Raw genomic sequence first — 17,569 nt, 5'->3', positions numbered from 1 at the left:
TGGCCGTGGCCCCGTCGCCCTCGCGAGAGCGGCGGGATTGTCGGCTTCCTCTATCGCAAATACTGAGAAACCATGCCCAAGCCCATCATTTCCTGGCCGGGCGGCAAGCGCCGCCTGCTGAAGCACATTTCTAACCGTGCTTTTCGCTTGGGGGTTTGGTGATTCTGTGATGGGGATAGCGATAAAGTCTATTCGAGATCAAATAGAGCTACTGCCTCATGTTGAATGACCCTTGCGCAGAGCTCTTGCATGAACTGGAAGTTGATCTGCTCCTTATGGGTCAGGCGGCTGGTACCGGCGTGGACAATTCTGTTACGGATTTCATATCCATGCTTAAAGGCGGCTATCAAGTTTTCTCGATGTTTTGATGATCGGCCGATCATGTAGGCGCAGCGATTTGCCATTAGTGTGGCAATGCCGGTTTCCTTGGACATGTCCCGGTCGCCTAGAAGGATCTCAAATGCGATCATCAACTGCACAAACTTTACCTGGGAATTGTTCCCGGCATGGCTGTCCAAAAACCATTTTGCAGCACTGCTAATTCGATCACTGGTACATGGCTGAAGAGCCTCGATCAATCGTTCCACTGCCTCGGCAGGAGCGTTTGGGGATTCGGTTAGTGAAAGGAAGCTTGGTGTGTAGCCCAAATCGTTTGCCAATGTCTGGTATGTTGAGTCTAGGTGGATGCTTTCCAGCTGTTGCTCAATCTGATCACTTTCAAGAATTACAGATATTGGATTTCTTCCCTCGTCGCCGTTCGCCCACAAGTAATCCGCTTCGAGAACTTTGAATGCCACCAGCAAGCCGATTAGAGAGAAAAGACGGTCATGTGCTTGGAGTACGGATTCTGATTTTTGGTCGCTAGATACATAGCCATCAATGCTGATCCTCGCGTAGATCGAGTTGGAATGCCATCTCGATTGGTTCTGACGATCCCTGTTCGGGGGGCCTTTGCATGCAGCTGAGTTCTCTTTGGCAATCAAGTGCGATCCGGTAACTAGCTGTGTCGTGCGCGAGATTGTGATTAAGCCCCGATCCATTGGATGGATCCGATCTGAAAGGCCAGGTAGGGCCATTAAGAAGTGGTAATTCCATGGGAGCGATTCGAATGAGCGTATCAATCCCGTGGCGAGGAATTTGGCTTCATCCTCTGAATAGCAATCTCTGAATCTGGAAGACTTTGCTGACAGCTTTGATCGATCGAGCTGTATGGACTGCATCTCGCTTCTAACGAATGTGGTTATATGTTGTTCGCCAAGAATTGCTGATGCCGCCTTGTCCAAGTCGCAGCCCGTTGCGATTTGCGCTTGCGTCTCGGTCATCTTCATCGAGTAGGGGTTGACCCTTCCGTTAGTGAATATGGTCGATTCGTATATGGATTTTGTCAGCTGCTCGATGAGGTTCGAGCGAGTTCCCTTGGGCATTGGTAGTGGCATTGCGATGTCCGTCCTTTGGTGTGCGCATCTTATTAGATCCGCCACGTCGGGAAACGAGCAAAGTCAAAGCCAACTCATGCGTGCTCAGCATGTGGGATGGGGAGCTGGGGTTGTCTACTGTAAATTTCATGGGACCTGCTGAATTAGGTCTTCTCGATTGTTCCGTGGCGTGTTCACCGCGCGGCTGACGCGGTAGGCCTCCAATGCCGGCGTCTCGCTGGCAAGCAGCATCGCCATCGCGTCGTCTGGTGTGGCGACCATCCACTCATCGATCTGGCCGGCCTGCAGCCACACCGGCATGCGGTCGTGGATGTCGGCCGAGACGCCGCTGCTGTCGCCGGTGATGATGGTGAAGGTGCTCAGGTTGCCGTCGGGCAGCAGGGGGCTGGCAGGCCGGCGGCGAGCAGCGGCCCGGCCGCGTGGATGAACCAGGGGTCTTTCTTCCCGTCCTCCGGGTTCACCGACCACTCGTAGTAACCAGCCATAGGGATCACGCAACGCCGCTTCTTGAAAGCCGACCGGAACGCTGGTTTGGTGGCGACGGTCTCGATGCGCGCGTTGATGGTTGATCCCTGCAGGCCCTTGGCCTTGGCCCAGAACGGCAGCAGGCCCCACGCCAGCCGGGTGACCTGCCGGCCTTCGCCCCGGTCCAGGATCACCGAGGCGCGCTGCGTCGGCGCCAGGTTGTAGCTGGGCTGGATCTCGGCCAGTCCGGGGGCGAGGTCAGCCAGCCCAGGCTGGCCGAAGTCGATCACGGGGAGCTGGACGAATCGGCCGCACATGGCCGCAGGGTAGTCCGGCTGGCCGTGCCCGGGGCGTGCAGGGACAGCCCGACCCAACAGGGCGAGGTTGCCCGATGGTGTCAGCCGGCCAAGACGGGCATCCTGACCTTGCCGGATCCGGGGCCGCAGGCAGCTCAACCCGGGGGCGCGTGAGCAGCGCCGCGCCAGCGCTCAGTCCGCACGGTTCAGACGATGAACGATCCCTTGTCGCAGCCTTTGCGACCGCCGGCCGTATCCTTCCGGCCATGATCTCCTCGAGCTACCAAGGCTTCCGCACCGCGCCAATTCCGTCTGGCTGGGTCCAGACAGGGGAGCGGTGGGATCTTTGGTGGAACGGGCGCTCAGTCGCCAACATCACTCCGGCACCCGGCCGTGGGGTCCGTCTTTACCTGGATGCGCGAAAGATCTTCGAGACCAAGAGGGTTTTCGCCGCCAGCGTGTCTCAGGGTAGGCGCTATGCCGAGCGCTGGTGCGCTGCCAGGCTGTATCCCGACCTGCCTCTGCGCGAGGCCGTTGCCCGGTTGACTGACACCACGGCAATCCAGCCGCCACCGCCACCACCCGGCCTGCCGCCAACCCGCGAGCAGCAGCAACAGGCCCGGCGCCTGGCCGAGGCTGGGGCGAAGGAGATCGAGCGGATCAAGGTAGCGCTGGAGCCGCGCAAGCCGTCGGCGGTGACCAAGCCTAGGGCGAAGGACCCGATGAAGGCGTGGGTGAGGGCGGGCCGCCACCAGATGGGCCGCACAGTCTGAGCGCAGAGCCCTCAAAATAATCGCCACCGAGCCCTTGCGTTGCAAGGGGCTGCACGTCCCTGCTCCCGAAATGAAGTCAAAGCAAGTCTTTGATTCGCATCCAGCGTCAGGAAGACTTCTAAGCCAACTTACAGTCGGTTATTCTCCGCGTTCTGAGCGACACAACCTTGTTGTCGCGTTGCCATTGGAGGCGGTATGTTTCTGGCGGTTTGCGTCGATCATGATGATCGAATCAAAGCATGGTGCGTAACAGCTCACGTTGACTATCGATGGTTCTTGCAGGCTGTTAGAGGGTCTGAGGAGAATCTGCAGATCCAACGTGGTGTGATAGGTGGTCGGAAAGCCTATGCCACTCTACGCCAGGATTTGAGAAACGGCTGTGTTCTTCCGCCTATAGTTTTGGCCGTAGCAGGGGCGCCGATCAGTGTCCTCAACACTGAGGGGCAGCTAAAGAGCCTTGAAGACCTGTCCGCAGAACTAGCCGCAGTTCAAAGCGAATCGATCTACATCATCGACGGTCTCCAGCGAACAAATGCTATCAAAATGACGGCGGAGGAGCTGGCTGACAATCCTGCTGCACAGACGACATTCCTCGATAGAAGCCTGAGAATTGAGTTCTGGGTCGGGGCTTCATTCGGTGCCATCGCCTACAGAATGCTTCTTCTGAATGCGGGCCAGCGTCCGATGTCAATGAAGCATCAGATTGAAGTCTTGAGTTCTCGACTTGGCCAGTCCTTGGAAGGTATCCCCGGCATCGACATTTTTTCAACCGGGGACGGTCGCCGACGCGTGAATCCTGGGCAGTTCCAGCTCGCGAAGTTGAGTCAAGCGTTTCAAGCTTGGCTTCAGGGCAAGCCAAATATCGACGTTCGTAACGTTGTTATGGAAGAGCTGCTGGCAGAAGGGGCTCTGGAGACCTTAGGCAGCGCTCTGGATGATCAAAGCGTCGATGGCCATGACGGATTCCGGCGTGTTATTGCCTGGATTGTTGCTGTGGATATGACACTAGGTAAGGAGCACCTTTCGTTCTTCGGAAGTGAGACAGTTCTTCAGGGTCTTTGCGCCGCAGTCGGCGGGGCAGAGCGTCATGAGAAGATCTCGGAACGCGTTTGGCCGGCCCTAGAGGAGTTGTTGGCCCAGTGCCAGGCCAATGAAGCGGCAGATGTGCTTGGCATCGAGTTGTACGATCAACTCAGAAAGAGCTTTGATGTGGGTAAAGTGAACGTTGGCTCAGCAACTCGTGAACTGGTGAACGCCGCATTCCAAGAGCTATTCTTCTCTGGTGGTATGCGAACCATGCGCGAGTGCTGGGAGTTCGCAGCTTCTCGAGTAGCTTGATATGGGGATCCCTAAACACATTGCGGACGTGTTGGGTTGTTCATCAGAGCTTACGGATACGGATCTGCGTGCACACCTGGATAGTGTCGCTGACGTGCAGCTTCCATGGTTTCTAGCGGGAGATGAGCCTAAGGAGGCGCTCGTCTCAGCTATATTCCACGAGAGTTTCCTGATCGCCAAGGTTCTGCCTCAAGACATAGAGAATTCACGAAATCTCTACTATCAGGCCACAGACGGCGGTGTATACGCGTGCTCGTTGGTGTCATTTGGAGAGTCAGTAGACGATCCGGAGTTCCCTCTGTCCACGCTTCCGACGACGGCATTGTCAGATCTGGCGCGCGCTTGGCCGAGATTTCCAGCGCTCGTTCAGTCGGAGATTTTGCCCGGCACGGATGGAGAGGGGGGAGGCGGCGGAGCGGGGGAGAGATGGAGTAACGAAGTTCCTAAGGCTCTTCTTGGTAGGGCTTTGATCTTGCGGGATGGTAGTGGCTCTCTGTCCGATGAGGACCATGCCAAGTTCCATCCTGTGCTCACTGCACTTGCCGGGCTCCGCGTGGATTCGTACGAAGTATCTGCACCCAAGTGGACGAGACATAAAGTTGTTGAACTTCACGCCGGGGGTCTGGTACATCGGCCAGAAATGCTAAGTGGTAAGCTGCTGCAGGAGGCGCTAGCAGAGACTCGAGTGCGTTGGAGATTCATTGCTCTATATCGCGTGTTTGAGTCTGCCTACCTCCTGGCATTAATGGATTCATTTAAGTCCGGTTTCTTTGCCAACCCTAAGCGTGCAACGGGCCAAGTGAAGGATGCGTTGGAGTCGGAGTTAAATCAGTTCAAGGAAGTGGTTAGCGTAAATGCCCTGGAACAATACTTCGAAGTCATTCGTGCCGAAGCCATCAAGCTGAGCAGCAATACCTTGGTCAAGGCGATCGAGGATGAGTTAAAGGAACAAAATGAGAAAGGCCCCCCTTGGAAAGTGGGAGTCGCAATCGTCTACAAGCTTCGATGCGCGATTGTTCACGCAGGACAGAAGCACGTTGTGTTCGACCGGCACCAAGATGGCAACGATGCGTTGGTGGAGCTCGTGCCGCTGCTAGAGGATGCAGTTCTTGCACTATTGGGATTGCGATTGAGTTGAGCCCACTCCGACACATAGTCAGATTGTCCGACAAGTCCGCAGCCGGCACCTGCCCAAGGTGGCGATTCGGGTGGTGGGAAGGTCTGACAGTGAGATATGTAAGGGTTTGATGCGGATTGCAAATCCGTTTACAGCGGTTCGATTCCGCTTGAGGCCTCCAATTGAAAAGCCCTGACTCCCGTCAGGGCTTTTTTGTTTGGCGTGGCTGGCTTCGCCATGGTTGCTGGCGGGAATGGCTTGTCGCGCCATGACGCACATGACGTGCAGTCGCCGCCGAACCGCCTTGATGCTTGTGCTGCCGGCGCTGAACCCATGAAGTTGCGCTCCAGTCGTTCCTCCACGGAAACGGCAAGGGAAGCATCGATCCGCAGATCGCCGGGTTGAACCGGCAGATGGCCGCGTCGAGCACCAACCTGGCCGGCGCAACCCGTGACTGCGGCATCCGCACGTACCCGCGGGCACGCCATGAGTCGTTGCCGTCAGGCCGGAAGGCGCACGGGCGTCTCCGCGCGGAAATTGCGCCCGACCGGCGCGCTCACGCCCAGGTAGTGGCGGAACAGATAGATCAGCGGCTTCCAGTGCGCAACGTCGATGTGCTGGGTGCCCGCGATGGTGATGGCCTCATGCGCATGCACGCAGCGGACGCGACCTTCGACGATCACGAAGCCCTGGCCGTCGTCCTCGCCGGGCGGGTGCATCGCCATCACGCTGACCTCCACCTGCAACGGGCACTCGGCAATCGCCATTGGCGCCACGTGGGTGGATGCGACGGGGCTGAAGCCGGCCAGTGCGAACTTGTCGCGGACGTGCACGTAGCCCATCGCCTGCCTGGCGGGCGGCACCGGGTCACAGCCGGTTGCCCGTGCGATCGCCTCGACCTGTGCGGCCTGCCCGGATGAAGGGAAATTCAGCACGCACTCGTTGCGCAGCTGCAGGTTGCGATAGCCCTGGCCCTGCACCCCAAGTCCAAGCACCACCCGGTTGCCCAGCGCCCAGAACGAAGACAGCGGACTGATGTTGCTGCTGCCATCGTCGTTCAGCGTGGTCATCAGCAGTACCGGGGTGCCCGGGTACAGGACCGAGGGGGTGATGCGGCGGCGCTGGGTCGAGGCGGTGTTCACGGTAGTTCTCACGGTGGCGAGGGGCCACTGTGGCGTGGTTGCGGGCATCGAAGCTTCGGTCTGCATCGAAGTATCTGCACAGGTGTGCGTGCCACAATCCCTGCATGGTCCACACCTCCGGTTCCCTTGTCAGTGTCGGTGCCCTGGTCGGTGACCAGGCACGCGCGGCCATGCTGCTGCAGTTGATGGACGGGCGTGCCTACACCGCAACGGAGCTGGCGCACGTGGCCGGTGTGACCCCGCAGACGGCGAGCCTGCACCTGCGCAGGCTGGTCGAAGGCGATCTGCTGGTGGCCGTCGCGCAGGGGCGGCATCGCTATCACCGGTTGGCATCAAGCGAGGTGGCAGAGATGCTCGAAGGCATCCTGCGCGTGGCCGACCGCACGCCCTCGTGTACCGCCGCAGCGTCACGCAGCATGCCTGCGCTGCGCCAGGCACGTTCCTGTTATCGGCACCTGGCCGGTGTGCACGCGGTAGCCATCACCGATCGCCTGCTGCAGAGGGGGCATGTGCTGCCCTGCGAAGGGCATTGGCGGATCAGCGCCGAAGGCGCGGTATTCCTCGGCGGGCTGGGCCAGCCGCTGCGCGAGCTTCTGCGGCAGCCGGTGGTGGCCAAGCCGGCGCGCTACTGCCGTGGCTGCCTGGATTGCACCGAACGTCGCCCGCACCTGGCAGGCCTGGTCGGTGAGGCGATGCTGGACAGTTTCGTGGGCAATGACTGGCTGCGCCGCGTCGAAGGCCGCCGCGAACTGCGCCTGACCCCGCCGGGGCGGGAGGCGTTGTGGCGGCTGTTCAACCTGGCGACCTGAGGCGCCCGCTCAGTCTCAGTCACCCACGACATGGCAAGGCGCTATGGTCAGGTTCCAAGCCTCAGGGAGCTGCAATGGCGAGCAACGACATGAATGACCGCGGTACCGGGCCGGTACGCGGGCAATGAGCAAATCCTCGGCGGAAGTACGCTGGCTGACGTTCCGGCTGATGAACGGCCAATCGATCGGACCGGACCGTTTGAAGGACGGATGGGTGGTCGCTTCGGAAACCCGGCACTGTGGTGTGCGGCGTGAGGCCATCGAAGGCGCAGGCGTGGTCTACGCGCTGTATGCGCCGGCCAACCTGGCCTCACCGCGGCGCGCGGAAATGCGCATGCGCGAATTCCTGATGAACTCGGGCTACACCTTCACGATGGGCACGCTGGGCGGCTGATCCCGCCTGTTGCGGCTTCCTGCGCGCGGTCGAGGCCTGGCCAAGCGTGCCAACCCGGTCGCGCGGTCGCGCGCATAGTGCAGCACCGTGCGGGGCAGGCCAAGCCCCTGGCGGCCGAACGAGACTGACGTGTCGAAGCCCAGCCATCCACCTTCGGTCGTGCCGAACTGGCGGGCTGAGCCGGCTCCCGCAGGAGCCGGCCGGGTGCCGGTCAGGGCGACGGGCAGTCCGTTTCGCGGCACAGGCGATAGTCCGCTTCGCACTGCTGCGAGGTCTTGCCCAGCGGACCATGTGATGTGCGCAGGCACTGCTCGTACTTCAGGGTGCAGAACTCGCAGGAGTCTGCGGCGAAGGCCAGGCCGGTCACGGCCATGCCAAGGAGCATCACGGTCTTCAAGGTCATCTTGATCATCACGTCAGTCCTTTGTGTGCCCGTCAATGGGCTGCGCCACGATAGCAGCACTTCCTGAACGGTCCTGATGCGCTGCGGAACGCGTTGGACTCAGGGCCGTACCGCCTTCAAGGCGTCGACCACCTGTGCTTCCGAAAAGCCACAATGCCCTTCGCCCACGGCCGGCAGCACCTGTGGCAGCGGCCGCGCACCGGCGTGTGCGGCCAACTGCGGATACACCGCCTGCATGCGCGGCACGATGGTCGGGTCGTTGTGGTTGAACTGGATCACCAGCGGTCGCTTCAGTGCACCGGTCAGCGCCAGCGTCGCGCGCACCTTGGCCTGCGCGGCAGGCACGGCATCGATGCGCTGCACCCCGGCATTGAATGCGGCGTCATCGCCGAAGCCGCTGTAGACCACGCCGGTGTTGCCGACCGGCATGCCGCCGCTACGTGTGGCCAGCTCGTGCAGCACCAGCGCGTGCAGGCTGATCGTTCCGGCCAGTTGGTCACCGGAGACCTGCAGCCGCTGTGCAAGCAGCGCCGCGTGCGCCGGGTCGCGCTGCAGCGCGCTGGCAATGCCCTGGTACAGCTCACCCTGCGGCAGCACGGCGGCTTCGCGTGATGCCAATCCGGTGGCCGGCAGCCCCTCCGCCTTGGGGAAGAAGTAATCGAACGCGACCAGCGTGGTCAGCAGGTCGGCCGCGATCTGCTCGCCACTGAGATTGGCACCGCAGAGCGACACGCCGCCGGTATAGTGCTGCGGGAAGCGCTCGAGGCTGCCGATGGTCACGGCACCGCCCATCGAGAAGCCCAGCATCCAGGTGTGTCGCACATGCTTGAGTTGCAGCAACGCGTGTTGGCGCAGGCGTTCCATGTCGCTGACTGCATCCGCCACCGCCCAGCCCTGGCTGGAATACGCGCTCTGCGCGACGGCGTAGCCGGCACCCAGCAGCGCTGCCGTGCTGTCATTGGCAGCCATCGGTGTGATGCGCGGCACGCCCACGGGCTCATAGCCGTGGGCCAGCATCACCAGATCGCCGTTCCAGTCTGCCGGTACATCCAACCGCCACGGCGCGCCCTGCAGTTCGCCGCTGAGCGTGCGCGGTGCCGCGGGTGGTGCTGCCAGCAATGCCATCGAAGGGAGCAGCAGGCCAACGGCGAGGGCACATCGAAGCAAGGGGCGCATCGTGGTTGTTCCATGCGGGAATGGCGCCGAGCATAGATGCCAGCGAAACGTTGCGCGCGCTGCACTGCCGCAGGGGATTGCGGGCCGAACAGGCGGCGTTCTACGCTGGCGGCATGGCCCCGCACGTCACCGCGTCGATTATCCGCATTCCCCACGGGAAGGCGGGGTAGCGCGCGGTCGTCACGGCCCTGCAACCCGCCCGGGAAGGCGAGTTGCATGCAGCGCTCTCCCGGGAACTGGAATCCACCGAGGAGATCGCAGATGCAGCACCTTTCATCCACCGACCACACTCCGACCCTGCATCTGCTATGCGGCAAGATCGGCGCAGGAAAGTCGACGCTGTCGCAGCAACTGGCGGCGAGGCCGCGCCACGTGCTGATCAGCGAAGACGCATGGCTGTCAGCGCTGTATCCGGGCGAAATCCATTCCATTGCCGATTACCTGCAGCGCGCAGCCACGTTGCGCGCCGTGCTGACGGATCATCTGCGTGGATTGTTGCAGGCAGGCGTTTCCGTGGTGCTCGATTTCCCCTTCAACACGCCGGCGACACGGGCCTGGGCGCGCGATCTGTTCGAGCCGACCGGCGCCGCGCATCAGCTGCACTTCCTCGATATCGCCGATGAGGTCTGCAAGGCACGGTTGCGTGCGCGCAATGCACGCGGCGAGCATCCGTTCCAGGCCAGCGACGGGGAATTCGAGCAGATCACCCGCCACTTCGTGCCACCAGCCAGGGAAGAGGGTTTCGTGGTGATCCGCCATACGGCGTAGGGAGGGGCCAGAAGCGGATCAGCGTGTCGACGTCGAGCCGCCGCAGGCGACCCGGTGCATCGGAAAGTCGATCGCCTGTGTCGGGTTGTCCTGCGCCACCTCGATGCGCGCGTGCGCGCGCTGTTCGTCAAGGCGCCGGTAGCGGATGCGCTGCGGGAAGTCGTTGGCCGGATTCTCGAACACGGCCTCGGTGTCATCGATGCGGGTGGCGTTGAACTCGGTGGGGTTCCGGCCGGAGGGCAGGGCGGTCAGCACCAGGCGCCCATCATCGTGCTGGCGCAACTGCATGAACTCGAAGCCGACGGTGCGCCCGTCGCGCAGGCTGCGGCTGCTGCCGAAAAGCGTGCCGCCGGCCAGCGTGGACCACTGTTCGCCGGCACCGGATGGCTGCCCATCAAGCTGCCAGCAGCCGGCCAGCCACGCCAGGTGTTCGATCTTCGACGGTGGGGCGGCTTCTGCGTGGGCCGTTACGAGCAACATCAGCAGCAGCGCCAGTGCGGTGCGGATCGACATCGGGGCCTCCATGCGCGGGGATCTGCGGTCTGTATAGCGGCGGCGGGGGCATCGGGCCAGTGCCCTTCAGTGTCAGGAAGATTCCGATACGATAGGTCGTGTTTAACCCTTTCTGTGTGATCCGGAGTCCGCCATGGTCGATCGCCTCGCGATCCTGCTCGAACGTTTCGCGGTCACCGCTTCGGTGTTCCATGCCGGTGCCTTGTGCGGCATCAACACCCTGGAGGGGGAAGACGAAGCCGGGCAGCTGCATCTGGTAAGGCGTGGCCCGCTGCAGGTCAGCCACGGCCAGCAGGTCGTGCAGGTCGAGGTGCCCAGCCTGCTGCTGTACCCGCGCCCGATGCCGCACCGTTTCAGCAGCGATCCGCAGCGGGGCGCCGACATGGCCTGCGCCAACCTGCATTTCGAAGGGGGACGGCTCAATCCGATCAGTGCCGCACTGCCTGATTTCATCTGCCTGCCGCTGGCCGACCTGTATGGGGGACATGCGGCGCTGGAGCTGCTGTTCGAGGAGGCCTTCGAGCAGCGCTGCGGGCGCGCGGCGATGGTCAACCGCCTTTTCGAGGTAGTGATGATCCAGGTGTTGCGCCAGTTGATGAAAGGCGGCGAGATGCGGGGCGGCCTGTTTGCAGGGTTGGGTCATCCGCGGCTGCGACTGGCGCTGGTGGCGATGCATGAAGCTCCGGCGCAGGCGTGGACGCTGGAAGGCCTGGCCGATGTGGCCGGCATGTCGCGCAGCGTGTTCGCGGCCAGCTTCCGCGAGGCGATGGGTACCACGCCCGGGCAGTACCTTCAGGGCTGGCGGGTAGGGCTGGCGCAGCAGGCCCTGCGCCAGGGGCGGCCGCTGAAGCGGATCGCCGATGAGGTGGGTTACGGCAGCGAAGCGGCCCTGTCGCGGGCATTCAAGGCGCACACCGGACAGTCGCCACGCGAATGGCGCGGACAGGCGCGCGCTGGCGCGGCCTGAGCGTCAGCCCAGGACCAGCCGGGTCAGCTTCATGCCTCCGAACAGGCCGGCCAGGCCCAGTGCCACCGAGCCGCCGGCATACAGCGCGGCCAGCCCATGCTGGCCGCGCTGCAGCAGCAGGCCGATTTCCAGTGCATAGGTGGAGAAGGTGGTATAGCCGCCCAGGATGCCAGTGGCCAGCAGCAGGCGCAGCTGGGGCGAAGCGCCGTTGCGCAGGGCGAAGGCTTCGACCACCACGCCCATCAGCAGCGCACCGCTGATGTTGATCAGGAAGGTCGACCACGGCCAGGGGCTGCCGATGGCCACCCGCGCGCCGATCAGGTTGCAGGCATGGCGCAGGCAGGCGCCGAGGCCGCCGCCGATGAAGACCAGGAGATAGTTGTTCAGTGTGTGCATTGCGTGCCTCGAGTGCGGGTTCGCAGGTTCGATGGCGAACGCCGAGGGCAGGCACGGCCTGCCATCGACGAACGCCAGCTTCGTCTTGGCAGGAGCCATCAGCCTTCTCAGGCGGTTATCGGGGGAGCCCCATCCCCATCGCGGGCCATGCTACCAGCGCAGGTGCATTCACGTCATCGAGGTGGTCAGCACGCGGGCGACCTTGCTGCGGCTGAAGCCGTCCATCAGCAGCTCGAACGCCAGCAGGTCCAGGGCTGCATGGCGACGGTGGTCGATTTCCAGGCCGTTCTCGGCCACCAGGTGGCTGACCAGTTCGTAGGCGTCCTGCCAGACATCCAGGTGGGCCTGGCTGGGAATGTAGGCATTGCCAGGTTCACCGACCGCGCGCCCGTTCACCCCATACAGCAGTTCGCGCGCGTCCAGCTTGGCCGCATCGGCAATGCGGAACAGCTGCTCGGCCTTCACATGGGACGCACTGACGTGGTCGTTGAGCCAGTTGCTGATGGTTGCCGTGGTGGATTTGGCGGCGCGGGCCAGATCGGCGGGGCGGGGGTGCCCGGCTTTCTTCATGGCGGCGGCGAGTCGTTGGCCGAGAGTATTCATCTATGCAAGCCAGCTTAACGCGTGGAATGCGAAGAGTCCTTGTCGCAAGAATAAGTCTGGTTAGCAGAAGGAACGACCATGACCGAATTCTGGAACAAGCGACAGGTGCGTACCCGGCTGGGATTCCAGACCGATGCCGAACTGGCGCGCTTCTTCGGCATCAGCCGATCCGCAGTGTCGCAATGGCCGAAGGACTTCCCGATTCCGGCCCTTCGCCAGTACATGCTGCATCAGCGCTATCCCAGCCTGTTCCCGGCGACCGACGCCGCCGAAGCCGATTCCATCTGAATTGCGCCGCCTTTTGTCGCATATAGCACGCTAAGCGCAATCGGCTAAGTATGCTTATCAAAATAGCGAAAACTGATCGATCTGGCGGTGCCGATCGTTGATGCCTACCGGCCGGGGCGGCAGGGTTCCCCAGCGGCTGTCGGGTTCGGCCCATCCGGGAGCCCCCGGGGCCCGTATGTAGTTTCGTGAATGATTAATAATTTCGATCACGAAAGTCGCTGCATGTAATTGACCTTTCGTGAAATCTGTGACTAATTTGAATCAACCGGACGTGAAGCCCGGGAGTCTTTCAGTAGCTCGCAAGTGAGTCGGTAGACCGTCAACGATGCAGAACAAGTCCAACGGAGGTCGTATGGAATACGGCATGCATGGCTTGGCTGAACGGGTACGCCGCGAACTGGAAGCCAGTTATCACAAACACGGATGCGGTCCGGCGTTCTGGGATACCTACCAGCAGGTGCTGGACCGCCTGGTTCCGCAGGGGACTGAGCGTACCGAAGTCACCAACGAAATGGCACTGATCATCGAGCAGCTGGGCATTGTCCGGCGTGCACAGCTTGTCCCGCCGCACGCCGACGGGCCGCGTTGATTCAGAGCAGGCGCCAGGCGCCGCAGGCAAGCAGCGCCAGCAGCAACGACAGCAGGGCCAGGGTCCGGGGTCGCCACCAGCGCCTCGGTTGCCCGGCCATCGCCTGCGGACTGCAGTAACGCACCAGCCCCGGGCCGAAGCCGGCCTGGTGCTGTTGCTGTGCGCAGGCTTCCAGGCAGGCGCCGCAGGCCAGGCAATCGGCCTGTGGCCCCTGGCGGATGTCCAGCTGCATCGGGCAGACGCTCACGCAGGCGGCGCAGTCCATGCAATCACCGAGGCGATCGGCGCTGAAGGTCGGCATCGGTCCGGCCAGTAGCGGGTGCGCGGCGCGGAACACGTAGTCCTGCGCGGTGGTCGGGTCGAGCAGGCCTCGGCCACGCCCGAGGACCCCACCCAGCCCGGAGGGGCGCGGTCCGCGTGGCTCACCACGACGGGCGTCGTACAGCATGCGTGGCGTATGGGGATCGGTCAGCAGCGGCTGCATGCGCGCGAACGGGCACAGCGAACGGCAGACCTGTTCGCGCAGGAAACCGGCATTGCCCCAGGTGGCGGCGGCGTAGAACAGCACCCAGAAGGTTTCCCAACCGCTCCAGCCTGCGCGCGGCAAGGCCGTGACCAGTTCCGCGATCGGGCTGAACAGGCCGACGAAGGTGATGCCGGTCCACAGTGAGAGCAGCGCCCAGGCCAGTTGCGTGGCCGGTCGCGCGGCCTGGGCCGGCAACACGCGGGCCATGCCCTGCGCGATCCAGTCGAAGGCCCGCCGCCACAGCGTCTGCGGGCAGGCATGGCCACACCACACGCGCCCCGCGAGGTGGGTGAGCAGGGCAAGGCTTACTGCCAGCACTGCCAGCAGGCCGATCAGCATGCCCACGTCACCGGGCCAGAGCGTCCAGCCGAACAGATCGAAGCGTCGCGCGCTGATGTCCAGCAGCAGGGCCTGGCGGCCGTCCCAGCGCAGCCACGGCAGCGCATGGAACAGCACCAGCAGGGCGGCGCTGAGCGGGCCGCGCCAGTGCCAGGGACGGGATGCAGCAGCACAGGAGGCGTTCATCCGAGCGGCAGCTCGTCGTCGTCGTCGCTGGGCAGCGGCCGTTGCAGGTACCAGGTGACTGCGCTGGACAACGCCGTCACCGCCCAGAACATGAAAAAGCCCGCGGTATAGCCCAGCTCGCGGCTGATCGGCGTGTCCGGGAAGCTGATGGCCTGCAGCCGCAGCGGATCGACGAAGGCGAAGAACACCACGCTGGCCATGCCCGCGGCGATGAAGCTGGGCCAGAGGATGGCGCCCCAGTGCTGGATCAGCCGCTGGCGGCGGCTGGGAGTCGGTCTGTTCATGCTGTCCCGGATCGAAAAGTGGGCGGCGCGTATACTTCGCCCAGGTTGGCGCCGCATCCGCAGGGCATGCTTCCTGCAAGCATGGCAGCCTAGGTGCAGCCGACTGCGCTGACATTGATCTGGATCAACGGCGGTGCTGCTCCGCTGCGGCACACTGCCGGCACGCTTTGGGTACCCCGATGAACGCAACACCGCCGCCCGTCCTTCCTGTCGCCTCGCCCGAGCTGTGCACCGAGCAGCAAGTGACCCGCCTGGTCCACGACTTCTACGCCCGCGTGCGCGAAGAGGAGCGCTTGGGGCCGGTGTTCGAGGCGCACGTCCACGACTGGCCGGAGCACCTGGCACAGCTGGTCGACTTCTGGTCGGCGATGCTGCGCGGTACCCGCCGCTTCAAGGGCTCGCCGATGTCCAAGCACATGGCCATCGAGCTGGACAAGGACCTGTTCGACCGCTGGCTGGTGCTGTTCCGGATCACCACGGCCGAATGCGACAACCCGGCGATGCAGGAACTGGCCAACGACGTGGCCGCGCGCATCGGCGACACCTTCTGGAAGCGCTACCAGATGCTGCGCTGGCCGCAGGTCGGGCTGCCTGTGCTGGGGATCGCCGCCAAGGATTGATCTGGGTCAAGGCGGTAGCGGCCGTCCGGCGCGATGCTGGTGGCATGGACACGTTCTCTCCCGCCGCCGGTGGCCTGGCCTGGACCTTCGACCCCGACCTTCTGCGCCGGCACGACCGGCCGGGGCCACGCTACACCTCGTATCCGACCGCGCCGCACTTCCACGATGGCTTCGATGCACCGGCGCTGCGCCAGGCGATCGCCGACAGCAACCGGCAGGCGCGCGCGCTGTCGCTGTATGTGCACGTGCCGTTCTGTTCCAGCCCGTGCTTCTACTGCGGCTGCAACCGGGTGATCACCCGTGATCGTGGTCGTGGCCACAGTTATGTGTCGCGCGTACTGGCCGAGGCCGACCTGCTGGCGCCACAGTTCGAGGACGGCCGCGAGGTCATCCAGCTGCACCTGGGCGGTGGTACGCCGAACTTCCTCGATGCCGAAGCAATGACCACGCTGGTGGAGGGGCTGCGCCGCCGATTCGATTTCAGTGATTCGCCGCAACGTGATTTCTCGATCGAACTCGATCCGCGCTTCATCGATACCCACGACGTCGGAATGCTGGCGAGGCTGGGCTTCAACCGCGCCAGCCTGGGCGTGCAGGATTTCGATCCGCACGTGCAGGAATCGATCAACCGCGTGCAGGGCGTGCAGCAGACGCTGGACATTCTGCGCGCCTGCCGCGACAGCGGCATGCGCTCGGTCAACGTCGACCTGATCTACGGCCTGCCCGGGCAGAGCCTAGAGGGTTTTAGCCGCACCCTGGAACAGGTGCTGGCGCTGCGCCCGGATCGCCTGGCGGTGTATGGCTATGCGCACCTGCCGCATCTGTTCCGTGCACAGAAGCAGATCGACGAAAACCGGCTGCCCTCGCCGGAAGACAAGCTGGCGCTGCTGGGCCTGGCGGTGGAGAAGCTCTCTGCGGCTGGCTACCAGTACATCGGCATGGATCACTTCGCGTTGCCGGAAGAGGATCTGTCACGGGCCCAGCGTGCCGGCCAGCTGCATCGCAACTTCATGGGCTATACCACCCACGCCGATACCGACCTGCTGGGTCTGGGCGTGAGCGCGATCAGCCATATCGGTGCCACCTACAGCCAGAATCCACGTGACCTGCCGTCGTGGGAGGACGCGGTGGACCAAGGACAGTTGCCGGTCTGGCGCGGTGTCGCGCTGAGTGCCGACGACCAGCTGCGCGCGGAGCTGATCCAGCAGCTGATGTGCCAGGGCGAGGTGGATGGTGCGGTGCTGGGGCAGCGCCATGGGGTCGATTTCGAGCGCTACTTCGCCGACGACCTGCGCTCGGTGCAGCGGCTGCAGGAGGATGGTCTGGCCGAGTATCGCGAAGGCGTGGTGCGCGCCAGCGAGCCGGGGCGTCCGCTGCTGCGGTTGCTGGCGATGTGCTTTGATCCGTACCTGCGCGCCGCGCATGAGCAGCCGCGCTACTCGCGTGCGATCTGAGGAGTGTGTGCGCACTTCGCGCGTGGTGCCCGGAGCCGGAATCGAACCGGCATGACCTTGCGGTCGGCGGATTTTAAGTCCGATGCGTCTACCAGTTTCGCCATCCGGGCCTGCAGCGCGGCGCCGATTGTAGCCCACCTGCAGCGCGGCGACCGGATCGCGTCGCGGCGGTGACGTGCTTAACTGTCGACCCCATTCATGTCATAGTCCCAGCCATCGTTCCCAGGGGGGGAGCCACCTGATGTCGCTGCACGCGATTGCCTATGCCAGTGAGGCCCGCGCCGATCTGCAGACAACCGATCTTGATCGCCTGCTGGCCGATGCCACGGCGTTCAATCGTGTGGCCGGTGTCACCGGCGTGTTGATGTTCGATGGCAGCCGTTTCCTGCAGTACCTCGAAGGTCCCGAGGACGGGATCGATTCGGTGTTCCAGCGCATCCTCAATGCGCGCAGCCATGTCCAGCTGAAGGTGTTGTGCCGTGCACCGGTGGCACAGCGGGCGTTCCCACGCTGGTCGATGGGGACGCGGCGGATCGAAGCGGACCTGCTGGTGCAGATTGTCGACGCGGCATGGACGGGATTCCTGCTCGGCAGTGGTGGCTTCGAACGCCTGCTGCAGGCCTGGACAGGTGCCGACGGCGAACTGGAACCGGCTGCGGTCGCGCTGGGGTCCTGAGCCTGCCTTGG

At 63.3% G+C, this 17,569-nt stretch carries 21 protein-coding genes, 1 tRNA gene, 1 pseudogene and 1 riboswitch; of the genes and pseudogenes, 12 read left to right on the top strand and 11 right to left on the bottom strand.

Annotation, left to right across the window (positions count from 1 at the left end; all coding sequences use genetic code 11):
* Window positions 1-188: 188 nt before the first annotated feature.
* Together AC5P8Z_RS01920 and AC5P8Z_RS01915 are read right to left on the bottom strand one after the other, a co-directional pair.
* Window positions 189-1,322 carry a hypothetical protein gene (locus AC5P8Z_RS01920; protein WP_495227926.1) on the bottom strand — a complete coding sequence of 378 codons (1,134 nt, stop codon included), beginning with the start codon at window positions 1,320-1,322 and terminating at the stop codon, window positions 189-191.
* A 240-nt stretch (window positions 1,323-1,562) separates the two neighbouring features.
* Window positions 1,563-2,218: pseudogene (locus AC5P8Z_RS01915) on the bottom strand (SOS response-associated peptidase).
* A gap of 245 nt (window positions 2,219-2,463) precedes the next feature.
* Here AC5P8Z_RS01915 and AC5P8Z_RS01910 point away from each other — a divergent pair.
* From AC5P8Z_RS01910 to AC5P8Z_RS01900, 3 genes are all read left to right on the top strand, one after another.
* Window positions 2,464-2,970, top strand: coding sequence for a hypothetical protein (locus AC5P8Z_RS01910; RefSeq protein ID WP_495227925.1), 507 nt, complete (start codon window positions 2,464-2,466; stop codon window positions 2,968-2,970).
* A gap of 195 nt (window positions 2,971-3,165) precedes the next feature.
* Window positions 3,166-4,308, top strand: a complete 1,143-nt coding sequence (locus AC5P8Z_RS01905) for a hypothetical protein (RefSeq protein ID WP_495227924.1) — start codon at window positions 3,166-3,168, stop codon at window positions 4,306-4,308.
* A gap of 1 nt (window position 4,309) precedes the next feature.
* Window positions 4,310-5,446, top strand: a complete 1,137-nt coding sequence (locus AC5P8Z_RS01900; RefSeq protein ID WP_495227922.1) for a hypothetical protein — start codon at window positions 4,310-4,312, stop codon at window positions 5,444-5,446.
* A gap of 479 nt (window positions 5,447-5,925) precedes the next feature.
* Here the strand turns inward: AC5P8Z_RS01900 and AC5P8Z_RS01895 are convergent, their stop codons facing one another.
* Complete coding sequence (locus tag AC5P8Z_RS01895) at window positions 5,926-6,495, bottom strand: flavin reductase family protein (RefSeq protein ID WP_286072005.1); 570 nt, start codon at window positions 6,493-6,495, stop codon at window positions 5,926-5,928.
* A 176-nt stretch (window positions 6,496-6,671) separates the two neighbouring features.
* Between AC5P8Z_RS01895 and AC5P8Z_RS01890 the strand changes: the two genes are divergently transcribed.
* Entirely contained in the window at window positions 6,672-7,376 is a 705-nt protein-coding gene (locus AC5P8Z_RS01890) for an ArsR/SmtB family transcription factor (protein ID WP_295565733.1), read from the top strand.
* Between the two features lie 124 nt (window positions 7,377-7,500).
* Complete coding sequence (locus AC5P8Z_RS01885; protein WP_286071556.1) at window positions 7,501-7,770, top strand: hypothetical protein; 270 nt, start codon at window positions 7,501-7,503, stop codon at window positions 7,768-7,770.
* A gap of 211 nt (window positions 7,771-7,981) precedes the next feature.
* On the opposite strand, the gene AC5P8Z_RS01880 is transcribed toward AC5P8Z_RS01885, so the two are convergent.
* Both AC5P8Z_RS01880 and AC5P8Z_RS01875 read right to left on the bottom strand, forming a co-directional pair.
* Window positions 7,982-8,182 (bottom strand): hypothetical protein, encoded by a 201-nt coding sequence (locus tag AC5P8Z_RS01880; protein ID WP_495227920.1) that lies wholly within the window; start codon window positions 8,180-8,182, stop codon window positions 7,982-7,984.
* A gap of 90 nt (window positions 8,183-8,272) precedes the next feature.
* Complete coding sequence (locus AC5P8Z_RS01875) at window positions 8,273-9,349, bottom strand: alpha/beta hydrolase family protein (protein WP_286071558.1); 1,077 nt, start codon at window positions 9,347-9,349, stop codon at window positions 8,273-8,275.
* 261 nt (window positions 9,350-9,610) lie between these two features.
* On the opposite strand from AC5P8Z_RS01875, the gene AC5P8Z_RS01870 reads away from it, so the two are divergent.
* A complete protein-coding gene (locus tag AC5P8Z_RS01870) occupies window positions 9,611-10,117 on the top strand; it encodes a P-loop nucleotide/nucleoside kinase family protein (protein ID WP_295565736.1) in 507 nt (168 codons plus the stop codon).
* 18 nt (window positions 10,118-10,135) lie between these two features.
* Here the strand turns inward: AC5P8Z_RS01870 and AC5P8Z_RS01865 are convergent, their stop codons facing one another.
* Window positions 10,136-10,630, bottom strand: coding sequence for a DUF6265 family protein (locus AC5P8Z_RS01865; RefSeq protein WP_286071559.1), 495 nt, complete (start codon window positions 10,628-10,630; stop codon window positions 10,136-10,138).
* 133 nt (window positions 10,631-10,763) lie between these two features.
* Between AC5P8Z_RS01865 and AC5P8Z_RS01860 the strand changes: the two genes are divergently transcribed.
* Window positions 10,764-11,597, top strand: a complete 834-nt coding sequence (locus AC5P8Z_RS01860) for an AraC family transcriptional regulator (protein ID WP_495227918.1) — start codon at window positions 10,764-10,766, stop codon at window positions 11,595-11,597.
* 3 nt (window positions 11,598-11,600) lie between these two features.
* On the opposite strand, the gene crcB is transcribed toward AC5P8Z_RS01860, so the two are convergent.
* Together crcB and AC5P8Z_RS01850 are read right to left on the bottom strand one after the other, a co-directional pair.
* On the bottom strand, window positions 11,601-11,993 hold the full coding sequence (gene crcB / locus AC5P8Z_RS01855) for a fluoride efflux transporter CrcB (protein WP_286071561.1): 393 nt from the start codon (window positions 11,991-11,993) through the stop codon (window positions 11,601-11,603).
* 82 nt (window positions 11,994-12,075) lie between these two features.
* A riboswitch (Fluoride riboswitch) is annotated at window positions 12,076-12,139 on the bottom strand.
* Window positions 12,140-12,161: 22 nt separating this feature from the next.
* Window positions 12,162-12,563 carry a transcriptional regulator gene (locus AC5P8Z_RS01850; protein WP_106548973.1) on the bottom strand — a complete coding sequence of 134 codons (402 nt, stop codon included), beginning with the start codon at window positions 12,561-12,563 and terminating at the stop codon, window positions 12,162-12,164.
* A gap of 111 nt (window positions 12,564-12,674) precedes the next feature.
* Here AC5P8Z_RS01850 and AC5P8Z_RS01845 point away from each other — a divergent pair, with 111 nt between their 5' ends.
* Both AC5P8Z_RS01845 and AC5P8Z_RS01840 read left to right on the top strand, forming a co-directional pair.
* Complete coding sequence (locus AC5P8Z_RS01845) at window positions 12,675-12,884, top strand: helix-turn-helix domain-containing protein (RefSeq protein WP_286071562.1); 210 nt, start codon at window positions 12,675-12,677, stop codon at window positions 12,882-12,884.
* Between the two features lie 352 nt (window positions 12,885-13,236).
* Entirely contained in the window at window positions 13,237-13,473 is a 237-nt protein-coding gene (locus AC5P8Z_RS01840) for a hypothetical protein (RefSeq protein WP_008267971.1), read from the top strand.
* A 1-nt stretch (window position 13,474) separates the two neighbouring features.
* Here the strand turns inward: AC5P8Z_RS01840 and AC5P8Z_RS01835 are convergent, their stop codons facing one another.
* Window positions 13,475-14,524 carry a 4Fe-4S dicluster domain-containing protein gene (locus tag AC5P8Z_RS01835; RefSeq protein ID WP_495227916.1) on the bottom strand — a complete coding sequence of 350 codons (1,050 nt, stop codon included), beginning with the start codon at window positions 14,522-14,524 and terminating at the stop codon, window positions 13,475-13,477.
* Window positions 14,521-14,808, bottom strand: coding sequence for a hypothetical protein (locus AC5P8Z_RS01830; protein WP_286071564.1), 288 nt, complete (start codon window positions 14,806-14,808; stop codon window positions 14,521-14,523). Before AC5P8Z_RS01830 ends, AC5P8Z_RS01835 begins: the two co-directional genes overlap by 4 nt.
* A 179-nt stretch (window positions 14,809-14,987) precedes the next feature.
* Here AC5P8Z_RS01830 and AC5P8Z_RS01825 point away from each other — a divergent pair, with 179 nt between their 5' ends.
* Both AC5P8Z_RS01825 and hemN read left to right on the top strand, forming a co-directional pair.
* Window positions 14,988-15,428: a group III truncated hemoglobin gene (locus AC5P8Z_RS01825; protein WP_295565751.1), complete on the top strand. Its 441-nt coding sequence runs from the start codon at window positions 14,988-14,990 to the stop codon at window positions 15,426-15,428.
* Window positions 15,429-15,472: 44 nt separating this feature from the next.
* Window positions 15,473-16,882 carry an oxygen-independent coproporphyrinogen III oxidase gene (hemN, locus tag AC5P8Z_RS01820; protein ID WP_286071566.1) on the top strand — a complete coding sequence of 470 codons (1,410 nt, stop codon included), beginning with the start codon at window positions 15,473-15,475 and terminating at the stop codon, window positions 16,880-16,882.
* 23 nt (window positions 16,883-16,905) lie between these two features.
* Here the strand turns inward: hemN and AC5P8Z_RS01815 are convergent.
* A tRNA-Leu gene (locus AC5P8Z_RS01815) sits at window positions 16,906-16,992 on the bottom strand.
* Between the two features lie 131 nt (window positions 16,993-17,123).
* Here AC5P8Z_RS01815 and AC5P8Z_RS01810 point away from each other — a divergent pair.
* Window positions 17,124-17,558, top strand: a complete 435-nt coding sequence (locus AC5P8Z_RS01810) for a BLUF domain-containing protein (RefSeq protein WP_286071567.1) — start codon at window positions 17,124-17,126, stop codon at window positions 17,556-17,558.
* The last annotated feature ends 11 nt before the right edge of the window (window positions 17,559-17,569 follow it).

Source organism: Stenotrophomonas sp. YJH_SMC_17 (assembly GCF_059371655.1).
Note: the sequence above shows the minus strand (reverse complement) of the source record. Positions and strands in the feature narration are given on the sequence as shown.

Bases quoted from the DNA above. Each gene is read 5' to 3' on its own strand.
- AC5P8Z_RS01865 (WP_286071559.1), bottom strand. From the start codon at position 10,630: ATGTCGATCCGCACCGCACTGGCGCTGCTGCTGATGTTGCTCGTAACG.
- AC5P8Z_RS01905 (WP_495227924.1), top strand. From the start codon at position 3,166: ATGTTTCTGGCGGTTTGCGTCGATCATGATGATCGAATCAAAGCATGG.
- AC5P8Z_RS01835 (WP_495227916.1), bottom strand. From the start codon at position 14,524: ATGAACGCCTCCTGTGCTGCTGCATCCCGTCCCTGGCACTGGCGCGGC.
- AC5P8Z_RS01880 (WP_495227920.1), bottom strand. From the start codon at position 8,182: ATGATCAAGATGACCTTGAAGACCGTGATGCTCCTTGGCATGGCCGTG.
- AC5P8Z_RS01845 (WP_286071562.1), top strand. From the start codon at position 12,675: ATGACCGAATTCTGGAACAAGCGACAGGTGCGTACCCGGCTGGGATTC.
- AC5P8Z_RS01825 (WP_295565751.1), top strand. From the start codon at position 14,988: ATGAACGCAACACCGCCGCCCGTCCTTCCTGTCGCCTCGCCCGAGCTG.
- AC5P8Z_RS01830 (WP_286071564.1), bottom strand. From the start codon at position 14,808: ATGAACAGACCGACTCCCAGCCGCCGCCAGCGGCTGATCCAGCACTGG.
- AC5P8Z_RS01890 (WP_295565733.1), top strand. From the start codon at position 6,672: ATGGTCCACACCTCCGGTTCCCTTGTCAGTGTCGGTGCCCTGGTCGGT.
- AC5P8Z_RS01810 (WP_286071567.1), top strand. From the start codon at position 17,124: ATGTCGCTGCACGCGATTGCCTATGCCAGTGAGGCCCGCGCCGATCTG.
- AC5P8Z_RS01910 (WP_495227925.1), top strand. From the start codon at position 2,464: ATGATCTCCTCGAGCTACCAAGGCTTCCGCACCGCGCCAATTCCGTCT.
- AC5P8Z_RS01920 (WP_495227926.1), bottom strand. From the start codon at position 1,322: ATGACCGAGACGCAAGCGCAAATCGCAACGGGCTGCGACTTGGACAAG.
- crcB (WP_286071561.1), bottom strand. From the start codon at position 11,993: ATGCACACACTGAACAACTATCTCCTGGTCTTCATCGGCGGCGGCCTC.
- AC5P8Z_RS01885 (WP_286071556.1), top strand. From the start codon at position 7,501: ATGAGCAAATCCTCGGCGGAAGTACGCTGGCTGACGTTCCGGCTGATG.
- AC5P8Z_RS01850 (WP_106548973.1), bottom strand. From the start codon at position 12,563: ATGAAGAAAGCCGGGCACCCCCGCCCCGCCGATCTGGCCCGCGCCGCC.
- AC5P8Z_RS01870 (WP_295565736.1), top strand. From the start codon at position 9,611: ATGCAGCACCTTTCATCCACCGACCACACTCCGACCCTGCATCTGCTA.
- AC5P8Z_RS01895 (WP_286072005.1), bottom strand. From the start codon at position 6,495: ATGACCACGCTGAACGACGATGGCAGCAGCAACATCAGTCCGCTGTCT.
- AC5P8Z_RS01900 (WP_495227922.1), top strand. From the start codon at position 4,310: ATGGGGATCCCTAAACACATTGCGGACGTGTTGGGTTGTTCATCAGAG.
- hemN (WP_286071566.1), top strand. From the start codon at position 15,473: ATGGACACGTTCTCTCCCGCCGCCGGTGGCCTGGCCTGGACCTTCGAC.
- AC5P8Z_RS01840 (WP_008267971.1), top strand. From the start codon at position 13,237: ATGGAATACGGCATGCATGGCTTGGCTGAACGGGTACGCCGCGAACTG.
- AC5P8Z_RS01875 (WP_286071558.1), bottom strand. From the start codon at position 9,349: ATGCGCCCCTTGCTTCGATGTGCCCTCGCCGTTGGCCTGCTGCTCCCT.
- AC5P8Z_RS01860 (WP_495227918.1), top strand. From the start codon at position 10,764: ATGGTCGATCGCCTCGCGATCCTGCTCGAACGTTTCGCGGTCACCGCT.